24 protein-coding genes and 1 riboswitch are annotated in these 24,248 nt (G+C 56.0%); of the genes, 16 read left to right on the top strand and 8 right to left on the bottom strand.

Annotated elements, in window-relative coordinates:
- Nucleotides 1-59: 59 nt before the first annotated feature.
- The 8 genes from arsA to I6G90_RS06240 all read left to right on the top strand — a co-directional run bounded on the left by arsA (nt 60) and on the right by I6G90_RS06240 (nt 7,022).
- Nucleotides 60-1,847: an arsenical pump-driving ATPase gene (arsA, locus tag I6G90_RS06270; RefSeq protein WP_197930301.1), complete on the top strand. Its 1,788-nt coding sequence runs from the start codon at nt 60-62 to the stop codon at nt 1,845-1,847.
- Nucleotides 1,848-1,943: 96 nt separating this feature from the next.
- Nucleotides 1,944-3,014: an ACR3 family arsenite efflux transporter gene (gene arsB, locus I6G90_RS06265; protein ID WP_197930299.1), complete on the top strand. Its 1,071-nt coding sequence runs from the start codon at nt 1,944-1,946 to the stop codon at nt 3,012-3,014.
- Nucleotides 3,015-3,016: 2 nt separating this feature from the next.
- Entirely contained in the window at nt 3,017-3,448 is a 432-nt protein-coding gene (arsC, locus tag I6G90_RS06260) for a glutaredoxin-dependent arsenate reductase (RefSeq protein ID WP_042062686.1), read from the top strand.
- A complete protein-coding gene (locus I6G90_RS06255) occupies nt 3,445-3,993 on the top strand; it encodes a sigma-70 family RNA polymerase sigma factor (protein WP_232254427.1) in 549 nt (182 codons plus the stop codon). The genes arsC and I6G90_RS06255 overlap by 4 nt, the downstream gene beginning before the upstream one ends.
- Nucleotides 3,994-4,218: 225 nt before the next feature.
- Nucleotides 4,219-5,577, top strand: coding sequence for a glutathione synthase (locus I6G90_RS06250; protein ID WP_269668407.1), 1,359 nt, complete (start codon nt 4,219-4,221; stop codon nt 5,575-5,577).
- Nucleotides 5,531-5,653: a hypothetical protein gene (locus tag I6G90_RS21385; protein WP_269668406.1), complete on the top strand. Its 123-nt coding sequence runs from the start codon at nt 5,531-5,533 to the stop codon at nt 5,651-5,653. The genes I6G90_RS06250 and I6G90_RS21385 overlap by 47 nt, the downstream gene beginning before the upstream one ends.
- Before the next feature lie 123 nt (nt 5,654-5,776).
- Nucleotides 5,777-6,778 carry a permease gene (locus tag I6G90_RS06245; RefSeq protein ID WP_197930297.1) on the top strand — a complete coding sequence of 334 codons (1,002 nt, stop codon included), beginning with the start codon at nt 5,777-5,779 and terminating at the stop codon, nt 6,776-6,778.
- A 13-nt stretch (nt 6,779-6,791) separates the two neighbouring features.
- Nucleotides 6,792-7,022 carry a thioredoxin family protein gene (locus tag I6G90_RS06240; protein ID WP_197930295.1) on the top strand — a complete coding sequence of 77 codons (231 nt, stop codon included), beginning with the start codon at nt 6,792-6,794 and terminating at the stop codon, nt 7,020-7,022.
- Here the strand turns inward: I6G90_RS06240 and I6G90_RS06235 are convergent.
- Nucleotides 7,019-7,261 (bottom strand): hypothetical protein, encoded by a 243-nt coding sequence (locus tag I6G90_RS06235; protein ID WP_197930293.1) that lies wholly within the window; start codon nt 7,259-7,261, stop codon nt 7,019-7,021. The two genes, I6G90_RS06240 and I6G90_RS06235, sit on opposite strands and share 4 nt — an antisense overlap.
- 72 nt (nt 7,262-7,333) lie before the next feature.
- Here I6G90_RS06235 and I6G90_RS06230 point away from each other — a divergent pair, with 72 nt between their 5' ends.
- Together I6G90_RS06230 and I6G90_RS06225 are read left to right on the top strand one after the other, a co-directional pair.
- Nucleotides 7,334-8,026, top strand: a complete 693-nt coding sequence (locus I6G90_RS06230) for an iron-sulfur cluster assembly scaffold protein (RefSeq protein ID WP_042062682.1) — start codon at nt 7,334-7,336, stop codon at nt 8,024-8,026.
- A gap of 10 nt (nt 8,027-8,036) precedes the next feature.
- A complete protein-coding gene (locus I6G90_RS06225) occupies nt 8,037-9,038 on the top strand; it encodes a GGGtGRT protein (RefSeq protein ID WP_075114538.1) in 1,002 nt (333 codons plus the stop codon).
- An 85-nt stretch (nt 9,039-9,123) separates the two neighbouring features.
- Here the strand turns inward: I6G90_RS06225 and I6G90_RS06220 are convergent, their stop codons facing one another.
- The 3 genes from I6G90_RS06220 to I6G90_RS06210 all read right to left on the bottom strand — a co-directional run bounded on the left by I6G90_RS06220 (nt 9,124) and on the right by I6G90_RS06210 (nt 10,453).
- On the bottom strand, nt 9,124-9,453 hold the full coding sequence (locus I6G90_RS06220) for a DUF190 domain-containing protein (RefSeq protein ID WP_197930291.1): 330 nt from the start codon (nt 9,451-9,453) through the stop codon (nt 9,124-9,126).
- An 11-nt stretch (nt 9,454-9,464) separates the two neighbouring features.
- Nucleotides 9,465-9,848 (bottom strand): fluoride efflux transporter CrcB, encoded by a 384-nt coding sequence (crcB, locus tag I6G90_RS06215; protein WP_042657756.1) that lies wholly within the window; start codon nt 9,846-9,848, stop codon nt 9,465-9,467.
- 69 nt (nt 9,849-9,917) lie between these two features.
- Nucleotides 9,918-9,994: riboswitch (Fluoride riboswitch) on the bottom strand.
- 54 nt (nt 9,995-10,048) lie between these two features.
- On the bottom strand, nt 10,049-10,453 hold the full coding sequence (locus tag I6G90_RS06210; RefSeq protein WP_197930289.1) for a universal stress protein: 405 nt from the start codon (nt 10,451-10,453) through the stop codon (nt 10,049-10,051).
- On the opposite strand from I6G90_RS06210, the gene I6G90_RS21470 reads away from it, so the two are divergent.
- Entirely contained in the window at nt 10,421-10,747 is a 327-nt protein-coding gene (locus I6G90_RS21470) for a Wadjet anti-phage system protein JetD domain-containing protein (protein ID WP_197930287.1), read from the top strand. The genes I6G90_RS06210 and I6G90_RS21470 overlap by 33 nt on opposite strands.
- Nucleotides 10,748-10,945: 198 nt before the next feature.
- Here I6G90_RS21470 and I6G90_RS06200 read toward each other — a convergent pair whose 3' ends face one another.
- Nucleotides 10,946-11,380, bottom strand: coding sequence for a YcgN family cysteine cluster protein (locus I6G90_RS06200; RefSeq protein WP_042062284.1), 435 nt, complete (start codon nt 11,378-11,380; stop codon nt 10,946-10,948).
- A 286-nt stretch (nt 11,381-11,666) separates the two neighbouring features.
- Complete coding sequence (locus I6G90_RS06195; RefSeq protein ID WP_197930285.1) at nt 11,667-12,152, bottom strand: cell division inhibitor; 486 nt, start codon at nt 12,150-12,152, stop codon at nt 11,667-11,669.
- A 229-nt stretch (nt 12,153-12,381) separates the two neighbouring features.
- On the opposite strand from I6G90_RS06195, the gene I6G90_RS06190 reads away from it, so the two are divergent.
- Together I6G90_RS06190 and I6G90_RS06185 are read left to right on the top strand one after the other, a co-directional pair.
- Nucleotides 12,382-12,579, top strand: a complete 198-nt coding sequence (locus tag I6G90_RS06190; protein ID WP_042062288.1) for a DUF4250 domain-containing protein — start codon at nt 12,382-12,384, stop codon at nt 12,577-12,579.
- Nucleotides 12,580-12,954: 375 nt separating this feature from the next.
- On the top strand, nt 12,955-15,429 hold the full coding sequence (locus I6G90_RS06185; RefSeq protein ID WP_075112373.1) for a glycogen/starch/alpha-glucan phosphorylase: 2,475 nt from the start codon (nt 12,955-12,957) through the stop codon (nt 15,427-15,429).
- Between the two features lie 66 nt (nt 15,430-15,495).
- Here I6G90_RS06185 and I6G90_RS06180 read toward each other — a convergent pair whose 3' ends face one another.
- Together I6G90_RS06180 and trxC are read right to left on the bottom strand one after the other, a co-directional pair.
- Entirely contained in the window at nt 15,496-16,878 is a 1,383-nt protein-coding gene (locus tag I6G90_RS06180) for an SLC13 family permease (protein WP_042063238.1), read from the bottom strand.
- Between the two features lie 161 nt (nt 16,879-17,039).
- Complete coding sequence (gene trxC / locus I6G90_RS06175; RefSeq protein WP_197930283.1) at nt 17,040-17,474, bottom strand: thioredoxin TrxC; 435 nt, start codon at nt 17,472-17,474, stop codon at nt 17,040-17,042.
- Nucleotides 17,475-17,662: 188 nt separating this feature from the next.
- Between trxC and I6G90_RS06170 the strand changes: the two genes are divergently transcribed.
- The 3 genes from I6G90_RS06170 to I6G90_RS06160 all read left to right on the top strand — a co-directional run bounded on the left by I6G90_RS06170 (nt 17,663) and on the right by I6G90_RS06160 (nt 24,120).
- Nucleotides 17,663-20,467: a hybrid sensor histidine kinase/response regulator gene (locus tag I6G90_RS06170; RefSeq protein ID WP_197930281.1), complete on the top strand. Its 2,805-nt coding sequence runs from the start codon at nt 17,663-17,665 to the stop codon at nt 20,465-20,467.
- A 168-nt stretch (nt 20,468-20,635) separates the two neighbouring features.
- Nucleotides 20,636-22,372: an ABC transporter transmembrane domain-containing protein gene (locus tag I6G90_RS06165; protein ID WP_197930279.1), complete on the top strand. Its 1,737-nt coding sequence runs from the start codon at nt 20,636-20,638 to the stop codon at nt 22,370-22,372.
- Nucleotides 22,369-24,120, top strand: coding sequence for an ABC transporter transmembrane domain-containing protein (locus tag I6G90_RS06160; RefSeq protein ID WP_197930277.1), 1,752 nt, complete (start codon nt 22,369-22,371; stop codon nt 24,118-24,120). Before I6G90_RS06165 ends, I6G90_RS06160 begins: the two co-directional genes overlap by 4 nt.
- Nucleotides 24,121-24,248: the final 128 nt, after the last annotated feature.

The following is a 24,248-nucleotide window of genomic DNA, read 5'->3' as shown; positions in this document are numbered from 1 at the left end:
CCTGGCTGGTAAGTTCTCTGTTCGGTTAATTGCCTCGTTCTTCCTGATAGGAGTCTCTCATGTCCCCGTTGCTGAACTACTCGTTTCTCAATGATGCGCCCCCGTTTCTCTTTTTCACCGGTAAAGGTGGGGTGGGTAAAACCTCGCTGGCCTGTGCCAGTGCGGTTGCCTTGTGTGGTAGTGGCAAACGGGTACTGCTGGTCAGCACGGATCCGGCATCAAACGTAGGCCAGGTGTTCGATACCCAAATAGGCAACAGCATTACCGCCATCGCGGCAGTCAGTGGGTTATCAGCACTGGAGATAGACCCGCAAGCCGCCGCAAAGGCTTATCGCGAACGTATCGTTGGCCCGGTGCGCGGCAAGCTGCCCGACAGCGTGGTGCGCAGCATTGAAGAGCAGCTCTCCGGTGCCTGCACCACAGAGATCGCCGCCTTTGACGAATTTACCGCCCTGTTGACCGACAGCAGCCTGGTGGGGGAATACGACCACATCGTGTTCGATACGGCACCGACCGGCCATACCATCCGTCTGTTGCAATTGCCAGGGGCATGGAGCGAGTTTCTGGAGCAGGGCAAAGGCGATGCTTCCTGTCTGGGGCCGTTGGCGGGACTGGAAAAACAGCGTAGCCAATACGCAGAGGCCGTGGCTGCCCTTTCCGATGCGGGGAAAACCCGGCTTATTCTGGTCGCCCGGGCGCAAGCCTCAACCTTGCGGGAAGTGGCGCGTACCCATGATGAGCTGGCGACCATCGGCCTTGCCAATCAGCAACTGGTCATCAATGGCATCTTCCCGCAAAGCGAGCTGGCGGATGACCTCCTGGCGACAGCCGTATGGCAACGTGAGCAGCAGGCGATGGCTGATATGCCAGCGCTGCTGGCAAGTTTGCCACAAGACAAAGTGCCGCTGTTGGCGACCAATTTGGTGGGGGTCGATAGCCTGCGCCAGTTGCTCGGTGCAAGCCCTGTCAGTGGGGTTAATGAGATCGAATGCGCTGCTACTGAACAACACCCCGGATTGCAGCAACTGGTCGATGAGCTGGCCACAGATGGCCACGGGCTCATCATGCTGATGGGCAAGGGCGGTGTGGGTAAAACCACCCTGGCGGCAGCGGTGGCGGTGGAGCTTGCCAGTCGGGGCCTGCCGGTTCACCTGACCACCTCGGATCCCGCAGCCCATCTGGGAGAGACACTGGCAGGGGAACTGCCCAGCCTGGAGGTCAGCCGTATCGATCCCCATGCCGAAACCGAGCGTTATCGTGCCCAGGTGCTGGCCACCAAAGGGGCGAGTCTGGATGCCCAGGGCCGGGCCCTGCTGGAAGAAGACTTGCGCTCCCCCTGTACCGAAGAGATAGCCGTGTTTCAGGCCTTCTCGCGGATCATCCGCGAGGCGGGCAAGCGCTTCGTGGTGATGGATACGGCGCCCACCGGCCACACCCTCTTGCTGCTCGATGCGACCGGCGCCTATCACCGGGAGATTGCCCGTCAGATGGGGGGCAAGGGGATGCACTTCACCACCCCCATGATGCAGTTGCAAGACCCGAAACAGACCAAGGTGATGATCGTCACTCTGCCCGAACCCACTCCGGTACAGGAGGCGGCCAACCTGCAAGCCGACCTGCGCCGCGCCGGTATCGAGCCCTGGGCCTGGGTGGTCAATCATATGCTGGCCCCAGCCAGCGTCACCTCGCCACTGCTGGCCCAGCGAGCGTATCGTCAGCAGCCCCATATCGACGCGGTCAAGCAGGAGCATGCGAAGCGTTATGCCGTGGTGCCCTTGCAAGCTGTCGAACCGGTGGGCGTGAAAGCACTGCAAGCGCTGTGTCACCCTGTCCACCGGGCTGTGTGACATGCACCCGCGAGAGTTTACTGCCAAGGTGCAACCAACAGGGGCATTTGCCCGGGTTGAGTCCTTTGTTTCATCCACCCCTCATGGAGTCTCTTGATGAGTACCAACGCCTGCTGCGATCTGCCCGTCAGCAAAAAAATGAGTTTTCTCGACCGCAATCTGACCCTCTGGATCTTTGTCGCCATGGCCATCGGGGTCGGGATTGGCTATCTGTTCCCTCAGGTGGCCCAGTGGAACGAGGCGATGTCGGTCGGCACCACCAATGTGCCGCTCGCCATCGGCCTTATCCTGATGATGTATCCGCCGCTGGCAAAGGTGAATTACGGCACCATGGGCGCCATGACCCGCGACCGTCAGGCGATAACCCTCTCACTGGTCATGAACTGGTTGGTCGGCCCCATCCTGATGTTTGTCATCGCCCTGACATTCCTGCATGACTACCCGGACTACATGGTGGGCCTGATCCTGATCGGGTTGGCGCGTTGCATCGCCATGGTGCTGGTGTGGAACGATCTCGGTGGTGGTAACAAGGAGTATGGTGCTGGCCTGGTGGCGCTCAACAGCGGTTTTCAGATCCTCACCTACAGCTTCATGGCCTGGTTGTTTATTACCGTACTGCCGCCGCTGTTCGGCCTGCAGGGCTTCGCAGTGGATATCACCATGCTGGATATCGCTGAAAGTGTGCTGATCTATCTGGGCATTCCCTTCCTGGCAGGCTTCCTGAGCCGTCACTATCTGGTCAAGGCGAAAGGGGAGAAGTGGTACACCGAGCGTTTTATTCCGGCTATTTCTCCCATCACGTTGATCGCCTTGCTGGCCACTATCGTGCTGATGTTCAGCCTCAAGGGCGAGATGATCGTCGAGTTGCCGATGGATGTGCTGCGGGTTGCCGTGCCTCTGGTGGTCTATTTCGTACTGATGTTCTTCACCAGCTTCCTGGTTGGCAAGAAGCTGGGTATTCCCTATGACAAGAACGCCTCCATCGCCTTCACTGCCACCGGCAATAACTTCGAGCTGGCCATTGCGGTTTCCATTGCCGTGTTCGGGTTGAACTCGGATCAGGCATTCGCCGGTGTGATAGGCCCGCTGGTGGAGGTGCCGGTCTTGATCGCTCTGGTCAATGTGGCGCTTAGAATGAAACGCAACTATCTCAACGCAGAGGCTTAATCATGAATAACACCCAGATCACCATTTACCACAACCCGGCCTGTGGCACTTCCCGCAATACGCTGGAGCTTATCCGTAACTCAGGCGTTGAGCCGACCGTTATCCACTATCTGGAGACACCGCCAAACCGTGAGGTCCTGGTTGCATTGATTGCTGCCATGGGCATGCCGGTGCGCGACTTGCTGCGCAAAAACGTGCCGCCTTTTGAAGCGTTAGGGCTGGCCGAGGAGAGATTCAGCGATGACGAGTTGATTGACGCCATGCTGGCGCATCCCATTCTGATCAACCGCCCCATCGTGGTGACGCCGCTTGGCACCAAGCTGTGCCGTCCATCAGAAGTGGTGCTCGATATCCTGCCGAACCCTCAGCAAGGGGCCTTCACCAAGGAGGATGGAGAGCAGGTGGTAGATGCACAGGGAAAACGCATCAAGTGACCGAGCCAACCGGGGCACCACCTTGCCTGATGACGGCATGGCAGCAGCATGAACATGAGCTCTATGGGTGGCTACTCAAGCAATCTGGCAGCCCGATGGATGCCGATGACCTGTTGCAAGAGACCTTCTTGCGGGCAATTCGCCAGCAGGGCAAGTTTTGCGCCATCGAGAATGCCAGGGCCTGGCTGTTTGAAGTCGCCAGAGATCTGGTGATTGATAAAAGCCGTAGATTACGCCCGTTGCTGCCACTATCTGACGAGTTGGCCATGCAGCAGGGGGAGATCGATGCGGTCGACTCCTTGGCGGGCTGTTTACCCAGAGTGCTGGAGAAGCTTGCTCAGGCTGATCGGGATATTCTCAGACACTGTGATTTGGATGGCATGAAGCAGGCGGATTATGCCGCCCGATCCGGCTTGACCCTTGCCGCCGCCAAGTCGCGTCTGTTGCGAGCCAGGGCGCGCTTGCGTCAGCAGCTTTCTCTGGACTGTCAGGTCAGGTTGGACAGCTCGGGGCGGGTCTGCTGCTTCACCCCGGCGGTGAAGTAAGCCATGAACGATGCTCAGCAAAAAGGCCAAGGTGTTCTCCTTGGCCTTTTCTTTATTTTTTTGGCTTCGGCCAGGTACTCATCCAGGGTTTCCTGGCTGCCTTGACCGTCATGCCATTGGGGCCAGCCCGATATGGCTCAACTGGTTTGCCATGTTGGCGTCTCCGAGGGAGATGAGTACCGGGCAACCCGATGTTGCGGTTCGTGAGTCAATATTCAGGAGTGAATGATGAGTTCTCTTGGCATTCAGAAAATCAGGGATGATGCAGTCGAGTGGGCATTAACCCACGGTGTCGCCTTTAAAGAGTCGCTCTATTCTGCCGTGCATACCCCGTTTACCCTGACGCCTACCCCGATCCGCTGGGGAGACTACCAGCATTTGAAAAGTGCGGCCCAGACCTTAAGCAAGCTGATCTATGCCGTCGCTGAGGATCATGGTTTTTTATACGATGCCATTCACCCCATCACGGCAGGCGACCCCTTCTTCTCAGCGCTGCTTGGCATGCATCAACAGATCCACTCATCAGCCACCAAGGCACCCCGGCTGTCACTGCTTATCATGCGCAGCGACTTTATGGACGACCAGCGCGATGGCCACAAGCTGGTCGAGTTCAATGGTATCGCCGCGGGCATGGGGCCATTTGGTCAGCGAATACATGAACTGCACCACTATCTGCAACGGCAATGGCCTGCTGAATATGGGCAGTTGTCACCCGAGGCGATGGGTGAACTTGTCGGCAATGATGCCATTGAAGGGTTGTCAGCTGGCATTGCCGAGGCCACTTTCAAGATTAAGCGCGAGTTTGGCGACCCCGGCCCGGCAAGGTTTCTGATGATTGTGCAGGAGCATGAAAACAATGTGTTTGATCAACACCTGCTTGAGCTGGCTCTCCAGCGCAAAGGAATTGAGACCCGGCGCAGAACCTTTCGTGAACTGCATAATCAGCTGAGCACGGGCGCCAACAACAGGTTGATCCTCGATGGTGTCGGCCCCCTCGATACCGTCTATCTGCGGGCCGGATACCAATATTCGGATTATGAGGCAGCCGATCTCAACGAGCAGAGATGCTGTCAGGCGCTGATGGCGACCCGTGTGTTGATTGAGCGACACAGAGTCGCCGTCAATGCCACGGTCGCCCAGCAATTGGCGACCAGCAAGCGAGTACAAATGCTGCTGTCGCGTCTGGGAGAAGAGGGATTCGCTGCATTTGGCCTGACCCCGCAAGAGGCTGACACAGTCAGAGGCGTGTTAGGGGAAATGCATCCTGTGACCCCTGATAGCGCATGCTTTATCAAAGCGGCCCCCTCCGACAGCTGGGTACTTAAAAACCAAGGGGAAGGCGGTGGGCATTGTCTGTTTGGGGCGGACGTCCCGACAAAATTGGCAATGCTTGACCCACTCCAATATCAGGCCTGGTCACTGATGCGCCGCTTACATCCTGTTCCCAGAGCCATGCCAGCCTGGACAGTACGCAAAGGAGAGCTGCATCGGGTGACGGATTTGATCAGTGAGCTGGGGATCTTCACCGTGCAGATAGATGACCATCCTGCCAGCGCGGCGCTTTGCGGGATATCTCATTCGTAGCAAATCGGCCGGATCGACAGAAGGGGGCGTTCATAGCGGGCAAGGGGTCCTGGACTCACTGGTATTCAGTGACTGATGGTGCTAAGCGCCGGGCGCAAGCCATGAGATCGCGGCGCTAGTAATAAAAAAAGAGAAAATATGAGCATCCTTTGCGGACATGCAACGTCTTCTGGATAACACCGATGTTGATGGAGCCATTATGTTTCAGATTTTCACCGATCTTGCCCGCTGGCTGGTCTATCAGCAGTTGGGCCTGAGCCCACAAACCAAGCTGGGGGATGCGCTGCATTTCTTCGTGGAGGATGTGAGCAAGATCTTTGCCCTACTGCTGGTCATGATCTATATCGTGGCCATGCTGCGGGCCTCCCTGAATGTCGAACGGGTGAGGGACTATCTGGCGGGCAAGCATAGAGGGTTGGGCTATCTCCTGGGCTCCGGCTTTGGTGCCATCACCCCCTTCTGCTCCTGTTCGAGTATCCCGGTGTTTCTCGGCTTTACCTCAGCCGGTATCCCACTCGGGATCACCATGGCCTTTCTCATCACCTCACCGCTTATCAACGAAGTGGCCGTTCTGTTGCTGGTCAGTCTGCTGGGCTGGAAGTTCACCCTGATTTACGTGGTGGTTGGCATGGCGGTTGGCATGCTGGGTGGGGCGTTTCTGGACAAGATCAAGGCCGAGCGCTGGCTGGCCGATTTTGCCGTCGAGGCCCTCAAGCAAGGGCAGCATCAGCAAGGTGATATCGTCCAGCCGCATGCCGATGCCCCGCGCCTCTCGCTGGCCAAGCGTCATGCCTTTGCCAAAGAGGAAACCCTCACCATCTTCAAACGGGTGTGGCTCTGGGTCATCGTCGGGGTCGGGCTCGGCGCCGCACTCCATGGCTTTGTCCCTGATGGCTGGCTTGCGGCTCACCTGGGGGCAGGCCAATGGTGGTCCGTTCCTGCTGCCGTGCTGATCGGCATTCCCCTCTATTCCAATGCGACCGGGGTGATCCCGGTGATGGAGAGCCTGATCGTCAATGGTTTGCCCATCGGCACCACACTGGCATTTTGCATGAGCACAGTGGCGGCTAGTTTTCCCGAGTTTATTTTGCTCAAACAAGTGATGAAGTGGCCATTGCTGGGCACCTTGCTGTTGGTGCTGCTGGTCTCCTTCACGCTGGTTGGGTGGGTGTTTAACTTCGTATCGCCGTTAATTTCTTGATGAGGAGTATGAGATGAAACAGGTAAAAGTGCTGGGCATGGGCTGCGCCAACTGCAAGAACACGGTTCAACTGATCCAGCAGGTGGTAGATGAGCTGGGGGTCGAGATCCAGCTTGAGAAAGTCGAGTCATTGCCCGAGATCATGAAGTACAAGGTGATGTCTACGCCAGCTGTCGTCATTGATGAGAAGGTGGTACATGCAGGTGGGATCCCGGCCAGAGAGGCAGTGCAAAGCTGGTTTTAAATCGGTAAGAAACAGGTGTTCAGGGAGGCCGCATGGCCTCCCATTTTTATAAATAAATTGTTTTTAATCATGTCGTTATAAACACCATCGCGGTGTCTTTGGATGATGTCTCTTGGCTGCACCTTGCTATGCGTTTTCACAAGCACGGGGGGCGCTAGGGGCGGTGCGCGTTTCATTGATCCCCATCGAATGCAGGTACGCACACATACATTAAGGTTTTCGCGCATTTCTTTGATCATACCCACATCATCATCATTGGTATGGGCCTATGGTTTTTGGATAACTCACCGAGACGAAGGAGTATCCGTATCATGATGCAAACTCATGAAATTGAGCAGATGTGTGTCGTTGCCAAAGGTCCCAATCATGGGCCTGCCCCGATCCCTCAGGAGGGGCAGTGGATCAAGGTCAAAGAGGTGACCGATGTGTCTGGCCTCACTCATGGGGTGGGTTGGTGTGCCCCTCAGCAGGGGGCGTGCAAGCTCACGTTAAATGTCAAAAACGGCATTATCGAAGAGGCGCTCATTGAAACAATTGGCTGCACCGGAATGACGCACTCCGCAGCCATGGCCGCCGAGATCCTTCCTGGCAAGACCATTCTGGAAGCCATGAACACGGACCTGGTGTGTGATGCCATTAACGTCTCCATGCGGGAGCTGTTTTTACAAATCATCTATGGGCGCAGCCAGACTGCATTCTCTGAAGGAGGGCTCCCTATTGGTGCGGGTCTGGAAGATCTCGGCAAAGGGCTGCGCAGTGTGACCAGTACCATGTACGGCACAAATCTGAAAGGCGCCCGCTATCTGGAGATGGCGGAGGGATATGTCACTGAATTGGCGCTTGATAGCGACAATGAAATCATCGGGTACAAGTTTGTTCAGCTTGGCGTGATGATGGATCACATATCGAAAGGCATGGGGGCTGAGGATGCACTACGGAAGGCAACGGGCACTTATGGCCGGTTTGCCGAGGCAGTTAAAACTATCAACCCGCGCAAAGAATAAGGACAAGACCATGGCACTCTTTGAAGGATACGAGAGACGTATCGCACAGATCACCCCATTCCTTGCCAGTTATGATATCGCCTCGCTGGAGGCAGCCGAACAGATTTGTCTGAAGCAAGGCGTCGATGTCAGGGCAATCGTCAAATCAATCCAACCCATTTCGTTTGAAAATGCTGGCTGGGCCTATCTGATTGGCGCCGCCGCGGCACTGAAAAAAGGTCAGGTATCGGCAGCTGACATCGCACAGACCCTGGGCGAAGGTTTGCAGGCTTTCTGTATCCCGGGCTCTGTCGCCGACGATCGCCAGGTGGGGATTGGGCACGGCAACCTGGCGTCAATGCTACTGCGTGAAGACACCGACTGTTTCGCCTTTTGTGCGGGCCACGAATCATTTGCCGCGGCAGAAGGGGCGATCGGGTTGGCCCGTTCAGCAAATAATGCCCGGACAAATCCGCTGCGCGTCATTCTGAATGGCTTGGGAAAAGATGCAGCCCAGATTATTTCGCGGGTCAATGGTTTCACCTACGTTCAGACCGAGTTTGATTACACCACCGGCAAGCTCAATATTGTTCGTGAGAAGGCCTATTCGGCAGGGGAGAGAGCGGCGGTTCGCTGTTATGGCGCGGATGATGTACGTGAAGGTGTGGCTATCATGCACCATGAGCAAGTCGATGTCGCCATCACGGGCAACTCCACCAACCCCACGCGCTTCCAACATCCGGTGATGGGTGTCTACAAAAAAGAGCGTCTGCTTGAGGGCAAGAAATTCTTCTCTGTGGCATCAGGTGGCGGCACCGGTCGGACACTTCACCCGGACAATATGGGGGCAGGGCCAGCTTCTTATGGCATGACCGACACGATGGGGCGCATGCACTCGGACGCCCAGTTTGCCGGCTCCTCCTCGGTTCCTGCCCATGTGGAAATGATGGGGTTGATCGGTATGGGGAATAATCCCATGGTGGGCGCCTCTGTCGCGGTTGCCGTTGCGCTGGAACAGGCAATGAAAGCATAAAACATGATGGTTGATTGATGCCGCCACTGATCAGATATTGATGAGTGGCGGCATATTAAACTTATGTAGAATAATTTGGTTGCATCTAATTATCAGAGTCTCGTTCGCCAGACATGCCAAATTCTATCGGTATTAATGTATAGAATACGCTGGTATTATTATTTTTAAGTGCATCAAACATAAGGTTAACTTCGCTCTCCGTTACTGCGAGTGTTACTTCCAATGGTTGGTCAGACAGTTCGAAAAAATGAGCAGAGTGTAACCGGCGATCATGTCCCAACCCTTCATTAGCCGCTAATAATGTCGCACCTTGGATACCGAGGTTTTTCGCTTGTTCAACCAACCATTGTGCTAATGGTTTACCCTGTATTGAACGATCTTGCCGAGTGTAAAAAGTTAATTGATAGCCTTTCATAAATCCTCCAGTCATAGACGTTGCAACATAGACATCGACCACATTCCTGCAATGGTCATCACCAGTGAGCCGACCACATGAACACCAATCGCTGCGCCAGCCCAAACGAATCGTCCTGCTTGCAGTAATGAACTCACTTCGGCAGAAAATGTGGAGAAGGTGGTTAAGCCACCGAGAAAGCCGGTGATCACTAGCAGGCGCCATTCAGGGGAGAGGGCCGGGTTTGCCGAAAAGAACGCGATAGCGATTCCAATCAGATAGCCTCCCAGCAAGTTTGCAATGAGAGTCCCCGGGGGAATAGTGGGAAAGATAGCATTGAGCGCTGTTCCCAATAACCACCTTGATATAGCGCCTAGTGAGGCACCACAACTGATGGCTAGAATCGAATTAAGCATATCATTTCGTCCTTTAGTGCTGAGACTCCAGGACAGTGGTGCATATAGCTACGCAGCCCTGACCTGGACTGAAACGTAGGCATCATTAGCCACAGCGGCGGTTTGTTTGCTTATGCATATGGAGGAATGCCATCTCCAAGCACATTGTATCTCGCATTCAAAGAAAGTCCATTTTGCCTATCTGGCGATGAATATCGAATCTATATATATTTATCTAACGGATAGATAAGTACAGGGATACACAGTGTTTTTATAAGCAGGGGCGTTAGTGAATAGTCGATCAAGTGTTGATGGTGGCCAATAACCAATAAATTTATTTTTCGTTGTTCTAACAGAGTTTGAAGGTCATTGCTGATATTATCGGTCAATAGCGTTTCTATCTCGGGCATTATATCTGTGCTTAATCTCCATTCATTTATCTTTTGCCTTATTGCTCGTTCTCGGTCACTGATTGAACTGCGTATATCCACGTTAAGAACGCGAGCATTTTCTTTTTGATTGAAAATGACATGGACTAAAGTCAATTTCCCATTTAATGTTTTTGCCAACGCTGTTGCATACTGGAAGAGAACATGTTCTCCATCCACCCCTTGCAACATAAGCATGATGTTATCTCTCACAATACTACCCATCTGTTTGTTTTAAACTCAGAGTTTAGCTATATCAACAAGCCCTATAATAATCAAGCCAGCACCAATCGCCATTCGAAAATAATGACCTTATTTAACCGGATCCAAGCTATATGTTTATCGGTTTTGGTCTTGCATCAACAGGGTGACTTGGATACCCATGGATTTACCATCCTGTATCGAGCTCGTTCATATATTCCAGAGTGGCGGCCCGTGCAAATAGATGAAGACATCTTGCTTGGACATAAACCACCGCGGATGGGGGCATAGGGGCAACATTCAGCAGTGGAATCGAAACGGGTATACCTCTGCGTAGAAACAGCGGTTGAACCAGTGGGTGAAAGAACAGAAGCCATACCGTAAGTGGATTGCGCTGCTCGGCCTATGCCACTACAACGTGCTTGCAGAAACAACAAGGGCCACACAATGTGCAGCTCTTGTCACTATGAACATGGCGGGGTCAGCGTATCAACTTGCCCAGGTGATGATGTGATCGATCCACTCACCGGCCTGCTCCTCGTGAATGACCTTGCCACGTACGGATTGACCCGCCTGATGCATGGCGGAGCGACTGCCGGTCAGCAGAGGATGCCACTCTGGCAGGGCGTCACCTTCAGCCAGCAGGCGGTAGGCGCAGGTTGAGGGGAGCCAGTCATATTCGGCGATCTTGTCATGGGTGATCTGGAGACAATCAGGCTCTTTTTTGAAGCGATTGAGATAATCAGAGCACTGACAGGTTTTGGTATTGAGCAGGTTGCAGGCGACATTGGTGAACACCAGCTCGTCGGTATCTTCATCGATCAGCTTGTTGAGGCAGCATTTGCCACAACCATCGCAGAGGGATTCCCATTCGGACTCAGTCATCTGCTGCAGACTCTTGGTCTGCCAAAAGGGGGCTTGCATCATACCGCTCACTTAATACACCTGATAAAACGCGTGGTTATACCCCTTGTTACCCACTATTTCAAGAAGAGGGTTGCCTGAGGGCAGAGATCGTTGTCATCAGGCTACCTTCTGCTCCACATGTTTCACTAGTTCTGTATAGAGCAGGCAGTGCCGGATTGCTTCCTGGTGCTGTCATCATGCTCGTGACATGTTTTTTCCTCAGAAAAAACACAGCAACGTTGTCACATGGGTTGCACGGGATGCGATCACGACGAGCTGTACATTTGCCTTGTCAGCGTTCGTCTTAATGGTTGAGATAGATATCCTGCTCTGCATAGGCCAGCAGAGGTGTGTTGGGGTTGGCGCGCTGAGTGCCAAAGAAGCGGGTGAGTACGCCAGATTGCTGCCCCAGTCGCTGTAGCTTGACGTGATCCAGCTCGATTTGCTCGGGTAGCCAGGTAAACACAGCGGCGCAGTGACCATTGCCCAGGCTGCGTTCCAGGGTTTGCTGCCAGTTCTTGATTTTGGGGCTGTGTACCACCAGTACTCTGTTGGGATCGATGCCTCGCTCTTCCATGTGGCTTGCTGTGGGGCGTCCCGGCGGGGCGATCAACAAGATCCAGCCGGTATGAGAGTCACCTAACTTGCTCAGCTCGCTGAGAAACTGATCCTCAGCTTGGATAGTCACACCATAATGAGCCGACTCTGCCTTGCAGGCGGTTCTGGTTGGCCAGGGGTTGCTCATGGCTCGATTCATCGCAAAGGGCAGTGAGTGCAGGGGCTGGTTCATATACGGTTTCCTGTATGAATATCCAAGCTGTATGTGCATACAGTAGTTCTATCCTGAGGCAGAGACAAGGTGTTTTTGCTGAAAAATGTGATGGTGTTGGCATGTGCTATTAATAACATCATGTTTTTAAACGTTATTTAATATAAAACCGGCTGGGTGTTTTTCGTTCTATGGACAAACCTTGTGTAACCGCCCATGGTTATACAGGTCATTTAAAGGAGGTGCCGCCATGGATATCAGTACCTTGCAGCGTCTGGATGCCAACATCTTGTTGGGCATCATCAATGAGAAGCTAAGGCTTGAGTGTGACGGGCTGGAGGAGTTGCTGGCCTATTACGATATGAGTGAAGAGCAGTTGGCAGGGCGTCTGGATCAGATTGGGTACCATTACGATCCATTGAGCAATCAGTTCAAGGCACATCGCTGAGGGTGCAATGATTGCTTCATATTTATACGGTAATTTTTCAGGCGCATTGAAACCGGTTTCAATGCGCCGTCTTGTTGCCTATTTTCAGGGATTTTCAAGGCTTGGCAATCTCTGAAAACCTATTCATGCCATAATATTTTTATGTGTTCATTAAGTTGCTGATAATAAAGGAAATTTTTGTTTTTTCGCAATCAGTTAAAGGAAAGGGTTTTCAAGCTTTTCAGGCTGTTTTTATCGGTTAAAGTGTGACTTGCGTTAACTTTTAATTCTGCCGCTTTAGTTAGTATTCTCACGCCGGTACATATTTTGAGATAACAACAGCGCCGGTCCCGCAAGCGGGATAACAATTTTATTTGTAACGAAGGAATATGGTTTATGGCTACCAAGAAGAAGACAGACCAGGATCTCCAACTGGATAAAGATCAGCTCAAGGCGAGTATCGTGCGTCACCTGCGTTCTACCTTGGGAACAAGCGAACAGAAAGCCTCTCCCGAAGCGTGGTGGAAAGCCACTGCGGCGGCCGTCAATGAACAGGTGTACGAGCGCCTGACCCGCACTCAGCAGACTCATTTCAAGAAAGATACTCGTGCGATTCACTATCTCTCTGCTGAATTCCTGATGGGACGATTGACCTCCAACAACCTGCACAACCTCTCCCTCTACAAGACTTGCGAAGAGGCGCTGGGTGAACTCGGTCTGGAACTGACCGATCTGTGCGAACAAGAGCCCGACATGGCACTCGGCAACGGCGGCCTGGGTCGTCTGGCTGCCTGCTTTATCGACTCGCTGGCCACCCTGAACTATCCGGCGGTTGGTTACGGTATCCACTACGAACACGGTCTGTTCCGTCAGGAGATCCAGGATGGCCGCCAGATCGAGCGCCCGGACTCCTGGCGTGAATATGGCAACCCCTGGGAGATCTGCCGTCCCGAGTCGGTGCAAGAAGTGCCGCTCTACGGCTACGTCGAGACCGTGTTTGGTGATAATGGCGGCCTGAAGAAGGTATGGCACGCCGGTCGCAAGATCAAAGGGGTGCCTTGGGATATTCCGGTGGTCGGTTTTGGTGGCCACACCGTCAACATCCTGCGTCTGTGGGAATCCCGTGCCTCCGAGTTTTTCGATTGGGACGTGTTCAACGCCGGTGGTTACATCGACTCCCAGGCTGAAAAAGCCCAGGCCGAGACCATCTCCAAGGTGCTCTATCCGAACGATGAGACCGATGCAGGTAAAGAACTGCGCCTGATCCAGCAGTACTTCTTCTGTGCTTGCTCCATCAAGGACATCATGCGCCGCTACAAGCGGGTCCATGGTGCCGATTTCAGCAACTTTGCCGCGCAAATTGCCATTCAGCTCAACGATACTCACCCGACTGTCGCCATCCCCGAATTGATGCGGGTGCTGGTGGACGAGGAAGATCTGAACTGGGATGCCGCCTGGGCCATCTGCTATCACGTATTCTCCTACACCAACCACACCCTGCTGCCGGAAGCGCTGGAGAAGTGGTCGGTCAGTCTGTTCGAGAAGGTGTTGCCTCGCCATCTGGAAGTGATTTACGAGATCAACGCCCGTTTCCTGAGCGAGCTGGTCGAGCCCAAGTGGCCGGGTAACGACGCCATCAAGGCCAAGCTCTCCATCATCGAAGAGGGAGATGTGCGCAAGGTGCGCATGGGCAACCTGTGCGTGATCGGTTCGTCCAAAGTGAATGGTGTGGCCGAAATCCACTCCAAGCTGGTGAAAGAAGATCTCTTCCCCGAGTATGCCGAGCTGTGGCCGGAAAAAATGTGCAACGTGACCAACGGGGTGACTCCGCGTCGCTGGCTGCTGGCCTGCAACCCCGAGTTGGCCGAGCTCTATAACGAAGTGGTGGGCAAGGAGTGGCCGTTGCAGCTCGACAAGCTGCGCGCCGTCACCAAGTTTGCCGACGACAAGGCGTTCCAGCAGCAGTTCATGACCATCAAGCGTCACAACAAAGAGAAGCTGGTCAAGGTCATCAAGGACGAAACCGGTATCGATGTCAGTGCCGAGGCGATCTTTGACGTTCAGATCAAGCGTCTGCACGAGTACAAGCGTCAGCAGCTGAACCTCATTCACATCATGGCGCTCTATCGTCGTCTGCTGGCCAACCCGGACTATGACATGCACCCGCGCGTGTTCATCTTCGGCTCCAAAGCGGCGCCTGGTTACAAGCTGGCCAAAGACATCATCTATGCCATCAACAAGCTGGCGGATCGGGTCAATAACGACGCCCGTATCCAGGGCAAGTTGAAAGTGGTGTTCATGCCGAACTACCGCGTGAGCCTGGCCGAGAAGCTGATCCCGGCGGCAGATGTCTCCGAGCAGATCTCCACTGCTGGCTACGAAGCCTCAGGTACCGGCAACATGAAGATGGCGCTCAACGGTGCGATCACCATCGGCACGCTGGACGGCGCCAACATCGAGATCGCTGAAGAGGCGGGTGCCGAGAATTGTGCCATCTTCGGTCTGAACGTGGACGAAGTGAAGTCGCTGAAGGCGCGCGGTTACAACCCGTACGACTTCTACTATGCCAACTCCGAGCTCAAAGCCGTGCTGGACTGGTTTGATACTGACTACTTCACGCCGGGTCGTCCGGGTGAGCTGGCCTCTATCAAGCGCTCCTTGCTGGAAGGGGGGGATCCTTACCTGACTTTGGCGGACTTCCAGTCCTACTCGGATGCACACAAGCTGATTGATACCTGGTATCGGGATCCGGCGCTGTGGGCGAAGAAGGCCATCATCAACTCGGCCACCATGGGCAAGTTCAACTCCGACCGCTCTATTCAGGACTATGTGGATCGGATCTGGGCGCTGAAGCCCTGCAACATCGGCTAATCAGATGCAGAAATGAAAAAACCCCCGCAAACATGCGGGGGTTTTTGTTTATCGGGGGGAGGTGGATCAGAGGATATCGCCAACGAAGTAGGCCAGCAGGGCGAGCAACACGGTGAAGACCACGTTGAGGGCCATACCGGCTTTCATCATCTCCTTCTGGCGGATGTGGCCGCTGGCAAAGACGATGGCATTGGGTGGGGTGGCGACCGGCAGCATAAAGGCGCAGGAGGCACCGATAGCGATCAACACCGCCATCACGATGGGGGAGACACCCAGCGCCTCTGCCACACCGGCGAACAGCGGGATCAGCAGGGCTGCAGTGGCGGTATTGGAGACCAGCTCGGTCAAAAACACCACGAACGCTGCCAGCATCAACAGGATCACGAAGATATTGGCGTGGGAGAGCACGGCCGACAGATGGCTGGCCAGGAAGGCGCTGGTACCGGTGGCCTTGAGAATGGCGCTCAGGGTCAGACCGCCGCCAAACAGCATCAACACGCCCCAGTCGGTGTTCTGGTTGACATCATCCCAACTGGCAACGCGGCTGACCACGATGGCCACAATGGCGCCCATGGCAATCAGAGTGTCGAGTTGCGGGATGCCGCCAAAGGCGTTGGAGATAGGCTGTGAGCCGATCCACAGCACAACGGTGGTCAGGAAGATTGCTAGCGTCACTTTACGTTCGCGGGTCCAGTTGATGGTGACATCCTGGATCTCGACGCGGTGGTTGAGCTGTGGCCGGGTCACCAGATAGAGCAGGGCAATGCCGCAGGGCATCAAGATCAGCACCACCGGAATACCGAACTTCATCCAGTCGGTGAAGCCGATCCCCATCTGGGCGGCAGCGATGGCGTTGGGTGGGCTGCCCACTAGGGTACCGATGCCGCCGATGCTGGCGCTATAGGCGATCCCCAGCAGAACGAACACGAAGGTAGTGCGATCTTTTTTGCTATCGAGGCGAGCCAGCATACCGATCGCCAGTGGCAGCATCATGGCGGTAGTGGCGGTGTTGCTGATCCACATTGACATGGCGGCTGTGATGGTAAAGAGCAGGATGATGCCCCAACCCAGATGGCCATTGGCCAGGTGCATCACCTTGCCTGCCATCAGGGTATCCAGTCCCTGCTTGGAGAGGGCGGCCGCGAGGGCGAAACCGCCGAAAAAGAGGAACAGGATCGGGTTGGCGAAGTCGGTGAGGGATTTGCTCATGTCAAACACCCCGAGCACGGTGGCCAGCAGGGGAACCAGCAGGGCAGTGATGGTGACGTGCAGCGCTTCGGTCAGCCAGAGAATGGCGATAAAGACCAGAATGCCCAGCCCCTTGTTGACCATGGGATCAAACGGGAGCCAGGCGAGCATGGCACAAAGTAGCAGGACATCCAGGATGACGATCCCTGATTTGATGTCCAGCCAGCGAGATGGAGCAGAGGGTACAGCCGATGTGTGCATAATGTTCTCTCGGTTAATTTATGGTTGTTTTTGTGTTGCCGAGATTACATCCATTCACTTGTTTGAAACAGGCTCACATGTTGAAAATCAGCCTCGACTCACACAAGCATTGATAAAAATGAGGAAATGAACACATAAATAAAACATGTCTGAAATATAAATCAAACATCCATGAACTGCTCCAGCCACTGCTTGAACATGCTCTTGGGCAAGGAGCCATTTATCTGGTTCACCAGTTTGCCCTGTTTGAAGACCATCAAGGTGGGGATGCTGCGAATGGCGTAACGGGCGGCAATGGCGCTCTGCTGCTCGGTATCGACTTTGACAAAGCGCATTCTTGGTTCGAGCTCATGGGCAACATCATGAAATACCGGGGCAAACTGCTGGCAGGGGCCGCACCAGCTGGCCCAGAAATCGACCACGACCGGGATATCGGAGTTGATCAGGGTATCGAAGTTATCCGCCTTCCCGAGGCAAGGGGTCTGGCTAAACAGGGGGGCCTTGCAGTGCCCGCACTTGGCGGATGTATCGATATGGGTAATGGGCAGGCGGTTCCTGGTAAAGCAGTGGCTACAATAAGTAGTGACAAATGACATAATTGGTTCCTTCTCGATCTGCGCTGGCCGGAGATATGATGAGGGGCCAGAATGACGCAATAGCGAAACAACAGCGAAGTATCAGAGCAATAACGGTAACACAGTGACCGGCAGGAGTGGATAATTCCCCCCAAGGTTCATTGCCCAACCGGATAATTCAGCGACCACCAGATGAGAGTCGAGACGGGATGAAAAAAGGATCACGGAAAAACCGTGCTGTGCCAGGGCTGATCGTTGCCTTGCTGCTCGCCTTTTCGGGCTACTGCTGGCAGTCGCTCGGTCAGCAGCAACAGGCCCACGACCTGAACGAAGCGGCCGAGGTAGTGCTGAACCGGATCAACGCCGATACCGTCTATCTGCTTGGGCGGGAGCAGGCCAATGACAGCAATGTCCAGCAGCGCCTGAACCAGTTGTCCATCACCCTTGACGGTTTTGTGCGCAAGGTACGCAGCGATCCCGAGCTGGCGCAAGACGAGTTGTCTCAGGCGCTGCTTGAGGATATGGAGACCTATCTGATGGCGCTGGCCAGCCTCCATGCCATGGAGATGGCCATCGAGTATATCAATGCGCCCCTGCAGGCCCAGATTAAAAAGGTGGGCGAGATAAGCCCGTCAGACAGTGCGCTGCACCGCGATGTAGAGGAGCTGGCGCAGCTGAGCAACTATCTGCAGCGCAGTTGGGACAAACGTGAGCAGACTACGCTGGCCCGGTTGCAGCAACAGATGGTATCCCGTTACGGCCACCTGCCGGAAATCGCTACCCTGATCCGCCTGAGCAAGGACATGAGCCAACAGGTGGTCGCCTATCACGCCTTGCGTTACCAGCTGATCGACATGCATGTGATCGAGAGTCTGGTGCGCTGGAAAATCGACAAGCTGGAGCGAGCCTCCTCGCTGATGAACCGCTTCTATTTGATGGCGCTGTGCGGGGCCTTGATCTGCTTCGCGCTGGTGGCCTTCACCCTGTGGCGTCGCAATCAGAAGCTGAGCGAATTGTCGCGCCAGACCGGCTTGCTGGCACAGGCCAAGAGCGATTTTCTGGCCAACATGAGCCACGAGATCCGCACCCCCATGAACGCCATCATCGGCTTTAGCTCGCTGGCGCTGCAGACCGAACTGGATCAGCAACAACGGGATTATCTGGGCAAGATCAAATCCTCATCCGATACCTTGTTGCTGCTGATCAACGACATCCTCGATTTGACCAAGGTGGAGTCCGGCAAGCTGACGCTGGAGGAGATCGACTTCGATCTCAGCGAGCAGCTCGATTCGCTGGCGGGCATGTTTGCCGATCTGGCGGAGCGCAAACATGTGGAGGTGATCATTCGCAAGTCGCCTGAGGTGCCGGTCTTCTTGCGCGGGGATCCCCTGCGACTGGGGCAGGTGCTGGTCAATCTGGTGAACAACGCCATCAAGTTTACCGAGCGCGGTGAAGTCGAAGTCTCCATCGAGCTGGCCAATCCCCATCCAATGCGGATCCGCTTCAGTGTGCGTGACACCGGTATCGGCATTGCCGAAGAGAAGCAGAGCCAGCTGTTTCAGGCCTTTACCCAACTGGAGGCGGGCAATACCCGCAAATATGGCGGCTCGGGTCTGGGTCTCAATATCTCCCAGCGGCTGGTCGAACTGATGGGGGGGAGGATCATTGTCCAGAGCAAGCCCGGTGTGGGCTCCCTGTTCCAGTTCGATATCCCGATGGCGCAGGCAGTCTACGGCGTGGCAGGACGGAAGGTCTTCTTCGAAAACCAGCCGCTGGTGATGGTGATGGATGACAACGAGCTGGTGCTGGATCTGGCCCGGGACATTCTGACTCGCGCGGGCGTGCGGGTGCTGCCGGTCAACTCCCTGTCGCGTGCCCGCCAGCTGCTCCGTGAAGAGGGGCCAAATCTGCGGCTGGCGATCCTCGACTGGCGCATGGGTCAGGAGGATGGGCTCGATCTGGCGCTGGAGATGTATCAGCACAGCCAGTGGCGGCGGATCCCCATCCTGATGATCAGCGCCTGGGCCAGAGAGGGGTTGCACGCCCGGATGGACAGCATGGGGCTGACCCATTTTCTGCCCAAGCCGATGACCGAGAACGCGCTGCTGGCCAAGGTGGATGAGCTGCTCAACGGCAGCTCCTATGAACTCAACCTGCGCAAGGCCGAGGCGCAGGGGGATCAGCAACACTTCAAATCCCTGCTGCAGGGTACCCGAGTGCTGCTGGCGGAAGACAACCGGGTTAACCAGCAGCTGATCATCGAGTATCTGCGGCGGGTCGATGCGGTGGTGTGCGTGGTCAGTAATGGTCGGGAGGCCGTGGAGCGGGTCGCCGAGCAGCCTTTTGACGTGATCCTGATGGATTTGCAGATGCCGGTGCTGGACGGGCTCGATGCTACCCGCCAGATCCGCAAGATGGTCGACAAGCACGATGTGCCCATCATTGCCCTCACCGCCAGCGCCATGCCCGGTGACAAGGATCGCTGTCTGGGAGTGGGGATGAATGGCTATGTGACCAAGCCGGTGAGCAAGCTGGATCTCTACAACAACCTGCTGCAGTGGGTGAAGCCGCAAGGGGTTGAGCAGGCGGGGATCATGGAGGTGAAACCGCCGGATATGATGGGGATCCTCGATCTGCAGGATGCCCTCAAGCGGCTGGAGCAGGACAAGGAAGCGCTGCAGATCCTGTTCAAGCTGTTCATGTCGGAGCACAAGGACGATCTGTGGGAGATCCGCTCCGCCCTGCGCCGCCAGCAACCCGAGGTGGCCAGCAAGCTGCTGCACACCCTCAAGGGGGTGTCGGCCAATATCTCGGCGGCCCGCCTGCAGCTGGTGGCCGGTGAGCTGGAGTGGCGTTTGCGGCAAAACGAGGTGCTGAGCGAGACGGATCTGGAGCAGTTGCAGCAGGTCTTCAGCCAGACCCGAGAAGAGGTGTCACACTTCTTGTTGACCGGTGAGCAGCATGAAAATTCGTATAATCCCTATTCGTTAGGGGATGATCGCATGTCACAGTGAATTAAATAGTAATTATTCTCAACCATCCCTGTTCGGGATATGATGAGCTTTCGTTCGAATCGCCTCCAGCCGGAGGCGATTGTTTTCATTCTTCTATTGTTCTGTGTGATCTGTCAGATGGCTACTCCTTGGAGCGGTCACGGGCAGACAGCGCTAAAGGTTGGTGGTGTGAGCGTATTTCTACGATTGAGCTGGTTTTTCAAGGAGCAGTGGCCCCGCTATCTGGCCGCCATCGCCCTGCTGCTGATGGTGGCTCTGTTGACCGTTATTCCGCCCAAAGTAGTGGGCTGGGTGGTGGATGGCATCGCCAAGGGCGGTCTCGACAATGGCACCCTGATGCGCTATCTGGCCGGGCTGTTCGGGCTTGGCGTGCTCATCTATCTGTTGCGCTACGTCTGGCGGGTGATGCTGTTTGGTGCCTCCTACCGGCTGGCGTATGTCCTGCGCAATCGTCTGTTCAGCCATTTCGCCCGGATGAGCCCTGATTTTTATCAGCGTCACCGTACCGGCGATCTGATGGCCCATGCCACCAACGACATTCAGGCGGTGGAGATGACCGCTGGCGAAGGGGTGCTGACGCTGGTGGACTCCATCATGGTCGGGGTATTGGTGCTCTCCATCATGTGCAGCCAGTACTCCTGGCAATTGACGCTGGTTTCGCTGTTGCCGCTGCCGGTGATGGCCTATTTCATGAACCGCTTCGGCACCCAGATCTACACCCAGTTCAAGGCGGCGCAAGGGGCCTTCTCCAGGCTTAACAACAAGACCCAGGAGGCCCTTTCCGGCGTGCGGGTGCTGAAATCCTATGCAGTCGAATCGCTGGAAGATGAAGGCTTTGCCGAGCTGACCAGACAGGCGGGGGAACGCAATATGGCGGTGGCCCGCATCGATGCCAAGTTCGATCCGGTCATCTATCTCTGCATCGGTTGCTCCTACTTCCTCGCGGTGGCGGGGGGCAGTGTGCTGGTGCTGCGCGATGAGCTGACTCTGGGGGAGCTCACCAGCTTCACCATGTACCTTGGCCAGCTGATCTGGCCGATGTTTGCCATCGCCTGGCTGTTCAACATCATCGAGCGGGGCAGCGCCGCCTACTCCCGCATCGAGAGCCTGCTTGGGGAGCGCAGCGATATCGAAGAGCCCGCCCAGCCAGCGGCATTTACCTCTGCGTTTCCGCTGCAGATCAACGGGGTGAGCTATCGACTTGAGCAGCGCACCCTGCTTGCGGATATCGACGTTACCCTCAAGCAAGGGGGCATGCTCGGGGTGGTGGGACGCACCGGGGTAGGCAAGAGCTCTCTGCTCAAGCTGTTGATGCGCCTCGCCAATCCGACTGACGGTTCGATTGCCATGGGGGGAGTACCGATTGAGCAGCTGCCGCTCGGTACTCTGCGCAGCCAGTTTGCCTATGTGCCGCAGGAGCCATTCCTGTTTTCTACCACCATCGCCGCCAATATTGCCCTCGGCAAACCCGATGCGAGCCGCGAGGAGGTCGAGCGGGTGGCACGCATTGCCTGTGTCCACGATGACATCGTGCGTTTCCCCAAGGGGTATGAGACCGAGGTGGGGGAGAAGGGGGTGACCCTCTCTGGTGGCCAGAAACAGCGGCTGGCCATTGCCCGCGCCCTGCTGCTGGAGGCGCCTATTCTGGTGCTCGATGATGCGCTCTCGGCGGTGGATGCCCACACCGAGCAGCAGATTCTGCACGCCCTCAAGGCCCATCGTCGCACCCTGATCCTGGTCAGCCATCGCATGACGGCGGTGGAGCAGGCCGACGAGATCCTGGTGCTGGAGCAGGGGGCCGTCAGCGAGCGGGGTCATCACGGGGCCCTGATGGCGCACAATGGCTGGTACGCAGATATGGTGCGTTACCAGCGTCTCGAAGAAGCGGTGGAGGAGAGCCTGTGAATCCGACTATTAAACGACTGCTCGCCTACTGCGCCCGCTATCCTCGCTGGCTCATTCAGGCGGGGATTTGCCTGCTGCTCGCCACCGGCGCCGAAGTGGCCGGGCCGCTGCTGATCAAGCTCTTTATCGATGACTATCTGGCGCCACGCAATATCGTGCTGCCCACCATTGCCCTGATTGCGGCAGGCTATCTGGGGTTGCAGGTGCTCTCGGCGGCGGGTTTCTATTTGCAATCCCTGCGCTTTAACCGCATCGCCCAGGCGGTAGTGCAAACCTTGCGCGAGCAGGTATTTGCCACCGCCATCCGCTTGCCGGCCCGTTACTTTGACAAGCATCGCTCCGGCTCGCTGATTTCCCGCATCACCAACGACACCGAGGCGATCATGAACCTCTATGTGCAGGTGATCGGCTTGCTGGTGCAAAAAGTGGTGCTGCTGTGCGGCATTCTCATCTCCATGGCGCTGCTGGATCTGCGGCTGATGCTGGTCTGCTCCCTGTTGCTGCCCGCGGTGGGTGGGGTGATGTGGCTCTACCAGAAACTGAGCGTGCCGGTGGTGCGAGCGACCCGCAGCCTGCTCTCCGACATCAACAGCCGCCTCAACGAGTCGCTGCAGGGGATGCCGGTGATCCAGGCCATGGTGCAGGAGCGTCACTTTGCCAACGCCTTTGCCGAGGTGAATCAGCAACACTGGGCGGCACGGATCAAGAGCCTCAAGATCAACGGCATCTTGCTGCGTCCGCTCATCGATCTCTTCTACATGATGGTGCTGATCGGCCTGTTGGCGCTGTTTGCCCATGAGGTGTTGAGCAGCGCGGGTGCCATTCAGGTGGGGGTGCTCTACGCCTTTATCAGCTATCTGGGACGGATGATCGAGCCGCTCATCGAGATGACCAACCAGCTCAACCAGCTGCAGCAGGCGATGGTGGCGGGGGAGCGGGTCTTTGCCCTGCTCGATGAAACTCGCGAGAGTACCGACGGCGAGCTGCTCCCGCTGGAAGGGCGGGTCAGTTTCGAGCGGGTGAGCTTCTCCTACGATGGTGAGCAGCAGGTGCTGCGGGAGGTCAGCTTTGCCGCAAATCCGGGCCAGATGCTGGCGCTGGTGGGCCATACCGGCAGCGGTAAGTCCACCATTATCAGCCTGCTGATGGGCTTCTATCCGCTGGATCAGGGGCAGATCCGCTTCGATGATCACGCACTGGATACCCTGTCGCTGGCGGCGGTGCGCCGCAGCATTGGGTTGGTGCAGCAGGATCCCTTTATCTTCGTCGGCACCCTGGCGGAGAACCTGCGTCTCGGCCGCGCCGGAATAGATGAAGCGCGGCTCTGGCAAGCGCTGAGCGAGGTACAGCTGGCCGAGTTTGTGCGCAGCCTGCCACAGGGGATCAACACCCTGATGGAGGAGGGGGGCAAGAACCTCTCCGCCGGCCAGCGGCAACTGCTCTCCTTTGCCCGCGCGCTGGTGGGGGATCCGCGCATCCTCATTCTGGATGAAGCAACGGCGAGCGTGGACTCCCAGACCGAGCTGGCGCTGTCGCAGGCGATCTCTGCCGCCCGTCGTGGCCGCACTACCATCGCCATCGCCCACCGCCTCTCGACCATCGTCGATGCGGACGAGATCCTGCTGCTCTCCCGCGGTCAGGTGAGCGAGCGGGGCAGCCACAGCGAGCTGATGGCCCTCGGCGGTCACTATGCCCAGCTGTTCGAGATGCAGAGTCAGGGGGCCTGGCTCGAAGAGAAGCGCGCCTGAGTGGCACATTTGCTGTTATCAGAGAGATGAACGAGAAGAGGGAACCGGTGCGGTTCCCTCTTTTTTTACGCCGATCAAAAGGTCGTAACCGTGATCCCTGTGCTTGTCGAATGCCACAGATGCAGGCA

This window comes from Aeromonas allosaccharophila (genome assembly GCF_016026615.1).
Taxonomy (GTDB): domain Bacteria; phylum Pseudomonadota; class Gammaproteobacteria; order Enterobacterales; family Aeromonadaceae; genus Aeromonas; species Aeromonas allosaccharophila.
This window is presented reverse-complemented; position numbering and strand designations above follow the sequence as displayed.

What these genes read in the sequence shown, in the direction of transcription:
- I6G90_RS06210 (WP_197930289.1), bottom strand. Translation starts at nt 10,453, where the DNA reads ATGCTTATGTTGCAAGGGGTGGATGGAGAACATGTTCTCTTCCAGTAT.
- I6G90_RS06180 (WP_042063238.1), bottom strand. Translation starts at nt 16,878, where the DNA reads ATGCACACATCGGCTGTACCCTCTGCTCCATCTCGCTGGCTGGACATC.
- I6G90_RS06195 (WP_197930285.1), bottom strand. Translation starts at nt 12,152, where the DNA reads ATGAACCAGCCCCTGCACTCACTGCCCTTTGCGATGAATCGAGCCATG.
- arsB (WP_197930299.1), top strand. Translation starts at nt 1,944, where the DNA reads ATGAGTACCAACGCCTGCTGCGATCTGCCCGTCAGCAAAAAAATGAGT.
- I6G90_RS06225 (WP_075114538.1), top strand. Translation starts at nt 8,037, where the DNA reads ATGGCACTCTTTGAAGGATACGAGAGACGTATCGCACAGATCACCCCA.
- I6G90_RS06200 (WP_042062284.1), bottom strand. Translation starts at nt 11,380, where the DNA reads ATGCAAGCCCCCTTTTGGCAGACCAAGAGTCTGCAGCAGATGACTGAG.
- arsC (WP_042062686.1), top strand. Translation starts at nt 3,017, where the DNA reads ATGAATAACACCCAGATCACCATTTACCACAACCCGGCCTGTGGCACT.
- I6G90_RS06245 (WP_197930297.1), top strand. Translation starts at nt 5,777, where the DNA reads ATGTTTCAGATTTTCACCGATCTTGCCCGCTGGCTGGTCTATCAGCAG.
- crcB (WP_042657756.1), bottom strand. Translation starts at nt 9,848, where the DNA reads ATGCTTAATTCGATTCTAGCCATCAGTTGTGGTGCCTCACTAGGCGCT.
- I6G90_RS06250 (WP_269668407.1), top strand. Translation starts at nt 4,219, where the DNA reads ATGATGAGTTCTCTTGGCATTCAGAAAATCAGGGATGATGCAGTCGAG.
- arsA (WP_197930301.1), top strand. Translation starts at nt 60, where the DNA reads ATGTCCCCGTTGCTGAACTACTCGTTTCTCAATGATGCGCCCCCGTTT.
- I6G90_RS06220 (WP_197930291.1), bottom strand. Translation starts at nt 9,453, where the DNA reads ATGAAAGGCTATCAATTAACTTTTTACACTCGGCAAGATCGTTCAATA.
- I6G90_RS06170 (WP_197930281.1), top strand. Translation starts at nt 17,663, where the DNA reads ATGAAAAAAGGATCACGGAAAAACCGTGCTGTGCCAGGGCTGATCGTT.
- I6G90_RS06240 (WP_197930295.1), top strand. Translation starts at nt 6,792, where the DNA reads ATGAAACAGGTAAAAGTGCTGGGCATGGGCTGCGCCAACTGCAAGAAC.
- I6G90_RS06185 (WP_075112373.1), top strand. Translation starts at nt 12,955, where the DNA reads ATGGCTACCAAGAAGAAGACAGACCAGGATCTCCAACTGGATAAAGAT.
- I6G90_RS21470 (WP_197930287.1), top strand. Translation starts at nt 10,421, where the DNA reads ATGTTCTCCATCCACCCCTTGCAACATAAGCATGATGTTATCTCTCAC.
- I6G90_RS06190 (WP_042062288.1), top strand. Translation starts at nt 12,382, where the DNA reads ATGGATATCAGTACCTTGCAGCGTCTGGATGCCAACATCTTGTTGGGC.
- trxC (WP_197930283.1), bottom strand. Translation starts at nt 17,474, where the DNA reads ATGTCATTTGTCACTACTTATTGTAGCCACTGCTTTACCAGGAACCGC.
- I6G90_RS06235 (WP_197930293.1), bottom strand. Translation starts at nt 7,261, where the DNA reads ATGATCAAAGAAATGCGCGAAAACCTTAATGTATGTGTGCGTACCTGC.
- I6G90_RS21385 (WP_269668406.1), top strand. Translation starts at nt 5,531, where the DNA reads ATGACCATCCTGCCAGCGCGGCGCTTTGCGGGATATCTCATTCGTAGC.
- I6G90_RS06230 (WP_042062682.1), top strand. Translation starts at nt 7,334, where the DNA reads ATGATGCAAACTCATGAAATTGAGCAGATGTGTGTCGTTGCCAAAGGT.